Annotated in this window: 7 protein-coding genes and 1 pseudogene; 1 reads left to right on the top strand and 7 read right to left on the bottom strand. The window is 42.7% G+C overall.

What is annotated here, in order from left to right:
• Positions 1–466 precede the first annotated feature (466 nt).
• From NG22_RS08530 to NG22_RS08510, 4 genes are all read right to left on the bottom strand, one after another.
• Positions 467–1,903 (bottom strand): IS66 family transposase, encoded by a 1,437-nt coding sequence (locus tag NG22_RS08530; protein ID WP_053405358.1) that lies wholly within the window; start codon positions 1,901–1,903, stop codon positions 467–469.
• Positions 1,904–1,961: 58 nt separating this feature from the next.
• Positions 1,962–2,306, bottom strand: a complete 345-nt coding sequence (tnpB, locus tag NG22_RS08525; RefSeq protein ID WP_053405140.1) for an IS66 family insertion sequence element accessory protein TnpB — start codon at positions 2,304–2,306, stop codon at positions 1,962–1,964.
• A complete protein-coding gene (locus tag NG22_RS08520; protein ID WP_053405357.1) occupies positions 2,294–2,620 on the bottom strand; it encodes a hypothetical protein in 327 nt (108 codons plus the stop codon). Before NG22_RS08520 ends, tnpB begins: the two co-directional genes overlap by 13 nt.
• Before the next feature lie 2,880 nt (positions 2,621–5,500).
• The gene (locus NG22_RS08510) at positions 5,501–6,898 is read right to left on the bottom strand and encodes an exonuclease domain-containing protein (protein ID WP_053405355.1); all 1,398 of its coding nucleotides are present in this window, start codon (positions 6,896–6,898) and stop codon (positions 5,501–5,503) included.
• Positions 6,899–7,051: 153 nt separating this feature from the next.
• Between NG22_RS08510 and NG22_RS08505 the strand changes: the two genes are divergently transcribed.
• Positions 7,052–7,252, top strand: a complete 201-nt coding sequence (locus NG22_RS08505; RefSeq protein WP_053405354.1) for a hypothetical protein — start codon at positions 7,052–7,054, stop codon at positions 7,250–7,252.
• Positions 7,253–7,315: 63 nt separating this feature from the next.
• On the opposite strand, the gene NG22_RS08500 is transcribed toward NG22_RS08505, so the two are convergent.
• The 3 genes and pseudogenes from NG22_RS08500 to dxs form a co-directional block, all read right to left on the bottom strand.
• Positions 7,316–9,505, bottom strand: a complete 2,190-nt coding sequence (locus NG22_RS08500) for a S9 family peptidase (RefSeq protein WP_053405353.1) — start codon at positions 9,503–9,505, stop codon at positions 7,316–7,318.
• Positions 9,506–9,525: 20 nt separating this feature from the next.
• Positions 9,526–10,302 (bottom strand): alpha/beta fold hydrolase, encoded by a 777-nt coding sequence (locus NG22_RS08495; RefSeq protein ID WP_053405352.1) that lies wholly within the window; start codon positions 10,300–10,302, stop codon positions 9,526–9,528.
• An 18-nt stretch (positions 10,303–10,320) separates the two neighbouring features.
• Positions 10,321–12,251 (bottom strand): annotated as a pseudogene (gene dxs, locus NG22_RS08490) (1-deoxy-D-xylulose-5-phosphate synthase).
• Positions 12,252–12,387: the final 136 nt, after the last annotated feature.

Genomic DNA, 12,387 nt, shown 5'->3' with positions numbered 1-12,387 from the left:
AAATCTCGCTTTAAATTAGAGCGGGATTTTTTTTGATTCTAATTGCCTACTCCTGTAGGCTTGCTTTTCCCTCAAACATATGCTTCGGTGGGTGCACTTTGCTGAGGTGGTTGTGAGATTTTTTGCCACGAATGCCACGAATTATTTTGAGGAAGCTTTTTGGACTGTAGTTAGCTGCGGTACCTTCCGCCACAACCTTCCGGCCTTGATCAATGGGCGGATCGACATGGGTTCTGCTGGCGACCAGAAGGCATCACAGCGACATTTCTGCAAGATTTTACCATTCTCCTGTCCTCTCCAAATGTCGCCTTGATGGATTCCGGCAGTAGGTTCCTTGGCCCGCCAACATTGATCACAGCCTTGATTTTTTTGTTTCGTTTTTTATCAAGAAAAAATGAAAAGAAGAAGGTGTAGCATTATGTGAAGATAGAAAGTAAACCTTCAGCCAACGACACTTGTAAAAAAATTAAAGCCATTGAGGATTGGCAACCAAATTTTCATCTAGCGGAAGTAGCTCCCTGATTTTGGAAATAGAATGGTTATTAATTCTTCGAAGCACATCCTCCAGCCATTTGGATGGATTAATACCATTAGCTTTACAGGTGCCGAAGAAGGAATAATACATCGCAATATTTTGGGCAGCAGCATGTGAGCCCGCAAAAAGAAAGTTCTTTTTTCCGAGGGCTAAAGGTCTGATCAGGTTTTCAATCAGGTTATTGTCCGGATGTAATTGGGGATCTTGTGTAAAGGTGATCAAGCGATCCCAGAGGTTAAGCATATAGTTAATCGCCTTTCCGATGAGCGATCTTGGAAGCGCATCTTTCTGTTCTTTAAGTGCCCAACTTTTGAGTTCCTCCAAAATCTTTATGCTATCAGATTTTCTCATTTTCAGGATTTGTTCCGGGGAAAACTGCTCCTCTTTAGCTTTGGTCTCCAGGGCATAAAGCCTCCCTATTAAATCCAGTGCAATTTGCGCTTTCTTCCTGTGGTTTTTGAGTGCGGCGTCAAACTTTCTCCGGACATGTGCCCAGCAAGCCAGCAAGTTGATATTCGGAATTTGACCAAACTGATCATAGGCGGCGTAACCATCGGTTTGCAGGAAATCAGGCAGCTTTTTTAATAAATCTTTTGGGATTTGCTTCCCTCTCCCTTTGGCATAATCAAAAATGACCAAACCGCTTTCGGGGACATGCCTGACCCACATATATCCCCGGTGAGAGGAACCAGGTTTTTCGCCATCAAGTACCTGAATGGGTGATTCATCCATTTGTAAGTATCCCGCCTCTAGGGCCATTTTCACGGCCTCTTCAAAAAGTGGTAGCATTAAACGGCTCACATTGTTGAACCAGTTAATCACGGTACTCGGTGCAAGGGATTCACCGGTTTCACGAGCTAAAATTTTAATCTGTCTGTCCCAAGGAAGGTGGTCGTCAAATTTGCCAATAAGCAAATAAGCAATTAATGACGCATCTGCACCACTCTTAGGCAAAACAATATCCGGAGGAAAATCAGCGATAACGATATCGCCGTTTGGCAGCTTGTATTTATAACGGATGATCTGTCTGACCACCATCCGTTCAGGATAAATCTTCCTATATTCGGAAACCTCTGTGCCTAAAAAATGAGCTCCCGGGATCTCCAGCTTATAATGTTCAACCTCACGCTCCAAATGGTCGCTAATCGGCTTTCTTACCGGTGGGATAGAACCTTCTTTTGGAGCTTTTCTGGGAGGCTTTTCGATATCAGAATCTTTGTGCGATTTTTTTCGTTTTTCAGACTTACCTGTCTTTAGTAATTTCAGGACGGCATCCAATTGTTGTTGCAGAGAATTAACCTGTTCTTTCAATGAAAGAATTTCATCATCCTTCTCTTTAATAACTGATTCAAAATGCTGCTCTGACATACCTAAAGATACGAAAAAACCGCCTTAAAACATAAATTAAGGCGGTTTTTGATGTCTATCAGGCATATCTTTTTCTCTGAATTCTTTGCTCCAAACTTATCCCACAGAGCATCATTTCCAAGGTGTGTTTCGGGATTGGAATGGATTTATCTCCAGCTTTATGACTCGGAATTTCAAACGTCCCTTTTTCCAACCTTTTATAGTAAATGGCAAACCCTCCAGCTTCCCATTGCAATAACTTGATTTTATTTCTCGCCTTATTAATGAAAATAAATATCTCTCCATTGGTGGGGTCTCTTTCCAGTTCATTTTCCACCAGGCCACTCAGGCCATCAAAACCTTTTCTCATATCTACAGCCTCCGCATAGAAATTGAGTTTATCGTTAGGACCTACGCTAAGCATGTGGAAAGAATTAATTCAATAACATGTGACGGTGCGGAGACCGGAATTTCTATAGCATTACCAGTCTTCAGCCTGAATACTATCACTGCTGTAGCTGAAGCATGGGCTGCTTCTTCTAAAATCATATCGGTTTTGATCTCTACAAAACGCGGTTCTGGTGTTTTTTCAACATCCTGCTCTTTCCTCCAGGCAGCTAACCACCCTCTGAAGGACCCTGAAGGGATCCCATTTTTCCTACAGTAATCTGCCTGACTCAATCCACTCATCTCCCACTTTTTGATATGAGCCTCTTTAACGGCCTTTGTTTTCCTCATTTTTTTTAGAGCAAAGGTATGTGGTGGGGAGGTTGGAGGAAACAGTGGTTAGCTGAAGGCTTACGATAGAAATGAGCAATTGGCCGGATAATTCTACTAATGAGCTTTTGGGATGATTTTCAGGAGATAAGGGATTAACAAATGCAATTTAGTGGATTTATGAGCGGACGCTCACGCAATTTAGGGTCTTAGCGAGGACGCAAAGACCAGGGTTGAAGAGTAGGGGAGGAAATGTACTTATTTCGCGTGGTTGGCAAATTGGCGCTCACGATTAAATGGATTTTTTTTTAGCCACGAATGGCTCGAATTTTTAAGAATTATTTTGAGGAAGCTTTTTGGACTGTAGTTAGCTGCAGTACCTTCCACAGCAACCTTTCGGCCTTGATCAATGGGCGGATCGACAAGGGTTCTGCTGGCGACCAGAAGGCATCACAGCGACATTTCTGCAGGATTTTACCATTCTCCTGTCCTCTCCAAATGTCGCCTTGATGGATTCCGGCAGCAGGTTCCTTGGCCCGCCAACATTGATCACAGCCTTGATTTTTTTGTTTCGTTTTTTATCAAGAAAAAATGAAAAGAAGAAGGTGTAGCATTATGTGAAGAGTGAAATGTGCAATTGGATACGTAATTCTGCAAATGAGCTTTTGGGATGACTTTCAGGAGATAAGGATTTACAAATCCAATTTTGTGGATTTATGAGCGGACGCTCACGCAATCTAGGGTCTTAGCGAGGACGCAAAGACCAGGGTTGAAGAGTAGGGGAGGAAATGTACTTATTTCGCGTGGTTGGCGAATTGGCGCTCACGATTAAATGGATTTTTTTTTAGCCACGAATGGCTCGAATTTTCAAGAATTATTTTGAGGAAGCTTTTTGGACTGTAGTTAGCTGCGGCACCTTCCACAACAACCTTCCGGCCTTGATCAATGGGCGGATCGACAAGGGTTCTGCTGGCGACCAGAAGGCATCACAGCGACATTTTTGCAAGATTATACCATTCTCCTGTCCTCTCCAAATGTCGCCTTGATGGATTCCGGCAGCAGGTTCCTTGGCCCGCCAACATTGATCACAGCCTTGATTTTTTTGTTTCGTTTTTTATCAAGAAAAAATGAAAAGAAGAAGGTGTAGCATTATGTGAAGATAGAAATGAGTAATTGGCCGGATAATTCTACTAATGAGCTTTTGGGATGATTTTCAGGAGATAAGGGATTTACAAATCCAATTTAGTGGATTTATGAGCGGACGCTCACGCAATTTAGGGTCTTAGCGAGGGCGCAAAGACCAGGGTTGAAGAGGAGAGGATTAACTTATTTCGCGTAGTTGGCGAATTGGCGCTCACGATTAAATGGGTGTTTTTTTTGCCACCAATTGCACAAATTTTCACAAATTATATTGTGGTTGCCTTTTAGGTTGTAGTTAGCTGCGGCACCTTCCATCACAACCTTCCGGCCTTGATCAATGGGCGGATCGACAAGGGTTCTGCTGGCGACCAGGAGACATCACAGCGACATTTTTGCAAGATTATACCATTCTCCTGTCCTCTCCAAATGTCGCCTTGATGGATTCCGGCAGCAGGTTCCTTGGCCCGCCAACATTGATCACAGCCTTGATTTTTTTGTTTCGTTTTTTATCAAGAAAAAATGAAAAGAAGAAGGTGTAGCATTATGTGAAGATAGAAATGAGCAATTGGCCGGATAATTCAACTAGGGAGCTTTTGGGATGATTTTCAGGAGTTAAGGGATTAACAAATGTAATTTAGTGGATTTATGAGCGGACGCTCACTCAATTTAGGGTCTTAGCGAGGACGCAAAGACCAGGGTTGAAGAAGAGAGGATTTACTTATTTCGCGTAGTTGGCGAATTGGCGCTCACGATTAAATGGATTTTTTTTTAGCCACGAATGGCTCGAATTTTCACGAATTATTTTGAGGTTGCTTTTGGGGCTGTAGTTAGCTGCGGCACCTTCCACAACAACCTTCCGGCCTTGATCAATGGGCGGATCGACAAGGGTTCTGCTGGCGACCAGGAGACATCACAGCGACATTTTTGCAAGATTATACCATTCTCCTGTCCTCTCCAAATGTCGCCTTGATGGATTCCGGCAGTAGGTTCCTTGGCCCGCCAACATTGATCACAGCCTTGATTTTTTTGTTTCGTTTTTTATCAAGAAAAAATGAAAAGAAGAAGGTGTAGCATTATGTGAAGATAGAAATGAGTAATTGGCCGGATAATTCTACTAATGAGCTTTTGGGATGATTTTCAGGAGTTAAGGGATTAACAAATGTAATTTAGTGGATTTATGAGCGGACGCTCACTCAATTTAGGGTCTTAGCGAGGACGCAAAGATCAAGGTTGAAAAGGAGAGGATTTACTTATTTCGCGTAGTTGGTGAATTGGCGCTCACGATTAAATGGATTTTTTTTTAGCCACGAATGGCTCGAATTTTCACGAATTATTTTGAGGTTGTAGTTAGCTGCGGCACCTTCCATCACAACCTTCCGGCCTTGATCAATGGGCGGATCGACAAGGGTTCTGCTGGCGACCAGAAGGCATCACAGCGACATTTCTGCAGGATTTTACCATTCTCCTGTCCTCTCCAAATGTCGCCTTGATGGATTCCGGCAGCAGGTTCCTTGGCCCGCCAACATTGATCACAGCCTTGATTTTTTTGTTTCGTTTTTTATCAAGAAAAAATGAAAAAGGAAAGGAGGAAAATTATCCATTTATCTTAATCCGAAATAGGTGCTGAAGGTCCCAAAAGTGCTTATAAAAATTTAATTTCAGGGATATAGCTTTTTTTTGATAAGCCCAAGCTTATTAATAGGCTATTACAAGATCAACAACAAAGGCTTAGTCTTAAGGTAGCTAAACCAGGCTCAAAACCTAATTCCACTTTAACATCCGGACTTTCTTCTTTTTCCGAAGGTGTGAGAGCAGAATCCGGTGCGTATCCCGATTATTTTCATAAGCCTGAATGAAGTCCCTCAAATAATGCACATCATTTTGGTAGTACTCCTTCTCCACATAACCAAAGCCTTGATAAACCCCATTCTCCACCAGCACGAGGCAATATTCGCCCGGTTGTCGACCATCTTCCACCAAAAGAAAATTTTGCTCATCATATTGAAAACGATCCAGGAGTAGTTGTGCACGCTGATTATAGGCATTCACTTCTTCTTTTCCCAGGCAGGCTCCCTTACAGCGTTTCAGGGTATAATTAAAACACTCTTTTTGACTTTTATATAAACCACTAAGCTTTTGGCAAAGGTCATATTTTTCTACTGCCTGAAACATAAATTCCTGTGCGGCATTCCGGTTGGAAAATTGGTAAATCGGCGTGCCATGAGGATCATCCTTGGCAATATTGAAAGTGATGTAGCCTTCCAAATTATAGCCCGCGAATAGCTGATAATGAAATTTACTTCTTCTCAATGCCCGGTTGAAGGGTGGTTTATTTTTCTTAATCTCATGGGACTCCAAAAGCAAAGCCGCCAGTTCGTTTCCAGTAGAAACAAAATCAATATTGACGATTTGTGATTTGAGTTGTATCGCTTTTTTCGTTTTAGTATTGTACAGATGACTTAATACCCTTTTGTGGATATTAATGCTTTTTCCAATATAGAGTAATTGTCCTTGCTCATCCAGAAAATAATATACCCCCGGATCTTCCGGAAGCGCTTCTACATCTTGATGTTGAAATTTTGGATGTAAATGGTTTCGGTATTGATGCGCTTGTGGGAGCTGAAGCTGAATTTTGCCGGTATCCTTTTCTAGCAGGATTTCAAAAAGTTTTACGGTCGCCTCCGCATCTCCAAAGGCGCGGTGACGGGCCGAAATGTGGATCCCAAGCCGGTCCGTCAATTTGCCCAGACTATAAGAGGGGAAACCCGGTAAGAGGGCGCGACTCATTTTCACAGTGCAAAGCGTGGGACGCTTATATTCAAAACCCAGGCTTTTGAATTCCTGCCGAACAAATTGGTAATCAAAGCCGACATTATGGGCGACAAAAATACAGTCCTCCGTGATCTCCACAATTTCCTTCGCCACCTCAAAAAAACGAGGAGCATCAGCGACCATCTCATTATCAATGCCGGTCAATCGGGTAATGTGATAGGGGATGTTTTTCTCCGGATTGATCAAGCTGCTAAACTCTTGGATCACTTTTTCCCCATCGTGAATAAAAATGGCGATTTCCGTAATTTTTTCTTCCTTGGTATTCCCACCCGTCGTCTCAATATCAATAATGGCGTATTTTTTTGGGAAATTTTTATCCTCAACCATGGTTTTCCTCCCGGCTTATTCGTCCTTAAAATTTTTAATTGAACTTAAACAATGTATTTTATCCTTAAACCTAGATGTTGGTATTTTCTTGGAATCTTCCATCGCTTAGGCAGAGTTATTGTAATTGTATCTGCGAACATAAACAATTGAATAATGGAAGAAAATAATTTAGATAACTTATTGAATTCCATGCGTGAGTTGAACGACGCATTGGAGTCTTTGGTGAAAAAATTGGCAGAAGATTTTGAGTATGCTGATGATTTAATGAGCTATCAAACTTCGAAAAGTCCTGTTTTGGATGAGCAGATAAACGGTTTGAACTTATTACAGGATCTGGCCAATAGAATGAATTAATAGCAGGCCAAAAAAAAGGGACACTATTACTAGCATCCCCTTAATATTTTATGAACTCCGCCCTTATAGTTTTTCCAGGATGTAATTCGTCATCATGGTGTAAAGGTGTCGGGTAGCATTATCTCCGTAAATGCCGTGGTTTCTGTTCGGATAGTAGAAAGAGCGGAACTGTTTGTTAGCACTAATAAGCGCATTTTCCAATTCTACTGCATTCTGAAAGTGAACATTATCATCGGCTGTTCCATGAATCAGGAAGAAATTTCCTTCTAATTTGTCTACATGGAATACGGGAGAATTATCATCATAACCGTTGGGGTTAAGCTGTGGTGTAGATTGGTAACGTTCCGTATAAATGGTGTCATAATAACGCCAGTTCGTTACCGGAGCAACCGCAATAGCAGTGCTGAAAACATCTGCACCTTTCATCAAGCAAAGCGAGGACATATATCCACCAAAGCTCCAGCCCCAAATACCAATACGGCTTTCATCAATATAGCTTTCCCGGGCAAATGATTTTGCCGCATAAATTTGATCTTCGGACTCTATTTTCCCCAAATCCTTATAAGTGATGTGCTTAAAGTCACGTCCTTTGCCACCGGTACCGCGGTTGTCCACACAGGCTACTAAATAGCCCTGGTTGGCCAACATAAAGTACCAGGCATCCCTGGAAGAAGGGAAGGAGTTTTTCACCATCTGTGAGCCTGGCCCGCCATAAACAAACATCAGCAAAGGATATTTTTTATTGGGGTCAAAGTCGGCAGGCTTAATCATATAAGCGTTAAGGTCCGTTTGACCATCCGCCGCTTTTACCGTCATAAATTCCTTTGTCCCGATTTGGTAATTGGCCCAGGTTTCTGCCTGTGCTTCATTTTCCTCCAGAACTTTTAATTCCTGTCCCTTTGAATTGTGAAGCGTCACTCTTAGTGGCTGCTCCACATTGGATTGGTATTGAATGTAGTATTTGAAGTCTCCGGAGAAATTGATGCTGTGATTACCTTCGCGAGTGCTTAGCTGCTTTTTACCTTTTCCTTTATAGTCCACAACATAAAACTGATCTTCCAGGCTGCTTTGCTCTCTTGACAAAAAGTAAATTTTCTTTTTCTTCTTGTCCACTCCCACAATAGAACTCACCTCCCAGGCTCCACTGGTGATCTGGCGGATTTCCTTGCCAGCGGCATCATGCAAATATATGTGTTTAAAGCCATCCTTTTCTGAGGTGCGGATGAAGCTGCCGTCTGCCAGGAATTCGATCTGATCGTTAAAATCAAGATCAACATAAGTCTTGCTTGTTTCTTTCAACAATAGCTCAAACTTTCCATCCGTAGCATTGGCTGCTCTCAACTCCAATTCATTTTGCAATCGGTTCATCCAGATATAAGAAAGATGCTGACTGTCATTGGACCAGTACATTCTTGGGATATATACATCTTCTTCACTTCCCTTATCAACAGCGGTGGTCTTTGCGGAAGCTAAATCATAAATGCTCAGGAAAATATCTGAATTCTTTTCCCCTGCCTTCGGGTATTTGAATTTATATTCCACCGGATAAAGACTGCCATACATTGCCATGGAAAATTCCTTTACTTCAGACTCATCAAAAGAAAGGTAAGCTAATTTCTTACTGTCTGGTGACCATTTGAAGGCTTTGGCGATGGAGAATTCTTCCTCATACACCCAGTCCCCCATTCCATGCAATAAGGCGTTATACTGGCCATCTGTAGTAACGGCAGTTTCTTCCATGGTGGCCAAATCCGTCACAAATAGATTATTGTTTCTTACAAAAGCCACCTTATTACCATCAGGTGAAAAGGTCGCAAAAGATTGCTTGTCTCCTTCGGCTAAGGCCACTACGGTGTTTGCCTGACGGTCATAAACATAGTAGAAAGCTTTCCACGAACGGCGGTAAATGGCTTCATGCTCCGTTTCTATCAATATTTTTTGCTCATCGGCAGAAAAGTGGTAGGCATCAATGCGGATGCTTTTATCCAATAGGTCTGTCAGGCCTTTGGAAGAGGCCAGGGTGTCCACCGGCAGGCCGGATTGAATGTCCATCTTGACTACAAAATCACCGTTGATATCCCGGATCATGCTGCTGTAGTACTGCCCATCTTTCATCCAATTAATGCCGTATACAGATTGGCCTCTGAATACGCCATTTTTAAAAATGTCATCAATGTTAAGGTCTTTTTTCGCCTGTGCCCAGGCAAAAGCACCCCAAAAACATAGGGTAAAAAGTAATAAGGATTTTTTCATAAAGGGTAATTGTTAAGCCATTAGAATTTACTCACTGCCGAGATAAATCCTGCTACCATCTGGGCGGTTTCCTCTGGAGCTTCAAACATGCCCATATGTCCTACATTGTCCAGTTGGTGCAAGGTGATGTATTGACTTAATCGGGCTTGCATTTGGCTGTCCTGAAGGCTAACGGCAGGGTCTTCCTTACCGGCTATCATAAATATTGGTCGGTTAAATTGTTCTAATACTGTTTTGGCGTCTGCCCGGTCTCTCATGGCGGCGGCATAATCACAAAAAGTATCTTTAGGCGTATCCGCGGCCAATTCGGAAAGCATTTTTATCTCTTTTGCCATTAGTGGAACATTGGCCGGGGCGAATAGATTTTTGACAAAATCTTTAGAGAAAGCAGCAACTGATTTTTCCCGAACAAACTCGATGGTTTTGGTGCGGTTTTTCTTTTTCTCTTCCGCATCTTCATAAGCCGTGGAGTGGAAAAGGCCAAAGCCTTTAAGCTTTTCCGGGAACAATCGGGCAAACTCCAGCGTGATATAGCCGCCAAGTGAGTGCCCCACCATAATAGTCTTTTCAATGCCTTGCTCCTCCATAAAATCAGCTATATACCGAGCGATATCTTCCAGAGATTTTGGATGGATAGGATCACTTTTCCCAAATCCGGGTAAATCCAGCGCGATGCTTTGAAAGCTTTTCGGCAGAAGGTTTATCCATTGCTCCCAGATTTGGGAGGTCTCACAAAAACCATGGAGAAAGATTACGGGAAATCCTTCTCCATGGGTGGTGTAAAAATATTTTGACATAGATTGATTAAATCGATTTCAGGCCTGCACGTTTACTGTTTTATTGGAGGGTGCAAGCATTTCGATAATAGTATTTTTTATTCCTTCCGGATCGAATCCGCATTCCTGATGCAGCTCTAATTGGGTACCATGCTCGACGATGGCGTCCGGAATGCCCAATCTTTTAAGTTTTGAAGTATATTGATGATCCACCATGAATTCCAATACGGCAGAACCAAATCCGCCCATTAAGCATCCATCCTCTACCGTGATCACTTTATCAAATTTGCGGAATACCTCATGCAACATGGCCTCATCCAGGGGCTTTACAAATCGCATATCATAGACCGCAACATTGGCGTCTTTCGCAACCGCTTCTGCAGCCGTTAGCGCATAGTTTCCAACCGTTCCAATCGTTAGAATAGCGATATCTTCCCCCTCTTTCACTTTTCGGCCCTGGCCAATTTGAATTTCTTCCAATGGGGTTTTCCATTCAGGCATCACTCCTTTTCCTCTCGGATATCGAATAGAAAATGGACGCGCATTTTTCTCCAATTGAGCGGTAAACATCATATTGCGCAATTCCTGCTCATTCATAGGAGCCATCACCACCAAATTCGGGATGCAACGCATATAGGCCAAATCATAAGCCCCATGGTGGGTGGGGCCGTCTGCTCCGGCAAATCCGGCACGGTCCAAACAGAAGATCACATGCAAGTCCTGAATACAGACATCATGAATCACCTGATCATAGGCTCGCTGCATAAAGGTGGAGTAAATATTACAAAACGGAACGGCTCCCTGGGTGGCAAGGCCGGCAGAGAAAGTTACCGCATGTTGTTCGGCAATGCCGACATCAAAGGCACGCTCTGGCATGGCCTTCATCATGATATTAAGCGAACAGCCTGAAGGCATCGCAGGAGTTACTCCCATGATTTTATCATTTTGTTTCGCTAGTTCCACGATGGTATGACCAAAAACCTCTTGGTATTTTGGCGGCTGTGGACTTAAGATCGGCTTTTTTTGAATCTCTCCGGTAACCTTATCAAAAGTTCCGGGTGCATGCCACTTGGTTTGATCCTTTTCCGCAGGTGCATAGCCTTTCCCTTTCGTGGTGAGCACATGCAATAATTTGGGGCCTTTAATGGATTTAAGGTCGCGCATAACGCTCACCAGATGATCCAGATCATGGCCGTCTACCGGACCAAAATAGCGCAAATTAAAGGATTCAAAAAGATTGCTATGCTGCATGAAAAAAGCTTTGGTGCTATTTTCAATCTTGGAGGCAATCTCTTGTGCATTAGGACCAAATTTGGACACCTTCCCAGAAGATCCCAAACCTCATCCTTAATTTTATTGTAAGTTTTGGAAGTGGTAATGTCGGTGAGATAGTCTTTCAGCGCCCCAACGTTCGGGTCAATGGACATATTATTATCATTCAGGATAATCAGCAAATTGGTGTCTTGCAAATCTCCGGCATGATTCATTGCCTCAAAGGCCATTCCGCCAGTCATCGCCCCATCGCCAATTACGGCAATGTGGTGGCGATCGTCTTTGAACTCATTATTGGCCACCGCCATTCCCAAAGCAGCAGAGATGGAAGTGGAGCTGTGACCTACGCCAAAAGTGTCAAATTCACTTTCTTTACGCTTTGGAAAACCTGAAATACCGCCATAAACACGGTTGGTGTGAAATTGATCTCTTCTTCCGGTTAGTATCTTGTGGCCATATGCTTGATGTCCAACATCCCATACCAACTGATCCTTAGGAGTGTCAAAGACATAGTGCAAAGCCGTTGTCAACTCCACAGTTCCCAAACTCGCACCAAAATGCCCACCGTAAACTGATACATTATCAATAATGAATTGTCTCAACTCATCGCGAAGCTGGTGCAATTCTTTTGTGTTCAGTTTTTTAAGGTCCTCAGGACAATTTATATTCTTCAGTAATTTACCGGGCTCTATCAGCATAATCAATTTGTTTTTCATGATCTGACTCGCAGAACAATCCATATTCCAAGCCACTAAAACTTGTGGGCTCGAATGTGCAAAAATAAGCTATGTTTTTTAGAATGTACTAAATTCAACCTATAAATCCTTGAAGAAT

Source organism: Persicobacter sp. CCB-QB2 (genome assembly GCF_001274635.1).
Classification (GTDB): Bacteria; Bacteroidota; Bacteroidia; order Cytophagales; family Cyclobacteriaceae; genus Persicobacter; species Persicobacter diffluens.
This window is presented reverse-complemented; position numbering and strand designations above follow the sequence as displayed.

What these genes read in the sequence shown, in the direction of transcription:
- NG22_RS08510 (WP_053405355.1), bottom strand. Translation starts at nt 6,898, where the DNA reads ATGGTTGAGGATAAAAATTTCCCAAAAAAATACGCCATTATTGATATT.
- NG22_RS08495 (WP_053405352.1), bottom strand. Translation starts at nt 10,302, where the DNA reads ATGTCAAAATATTTTTACACCACCCATGGAGAAGGATTTCCCGTAATC.
- NG22_RS08520 (WP_053405357.1), bottom strand. Translation starts at nt 2,620, where the DNA reads ATGAGGAAAACAAAGGCCGTTAAAGAGGCTCATATCAAAAAGTGGGAG.
- NG22_RS08505 (WP_053405354.1), top strand. Translation starts at nt 7,052, where the DNA reads ATGGAAGAAAATAATTTAGATAACTTATTGAATTCCATGCGTGAGTTG.
- NG22_RS08530 (WP_053405358.1), bottom strand. Translation starts at nt 1,903, where the DNA reads ATGTCAGAGCAGCATTTTGAATCAGTTATTAAAGAGAAGGATGATGAA.
- tnpB (WP_053405140.1), bottom strand. Translation starts at nt 2,306, where the DNA reads ATGCTTAGCGTAGGTCCTAACGATAAACTCAATTTCTATGCGGAGGCT.
- NG22_RS08500 (WP_053405353.1), bottom strand. Translation starts at nt 9,505, where the DNA reads ATGAAAAAATCCTTATTACTTTTTACCCTATGTTTTTGGGGTGCTTTT.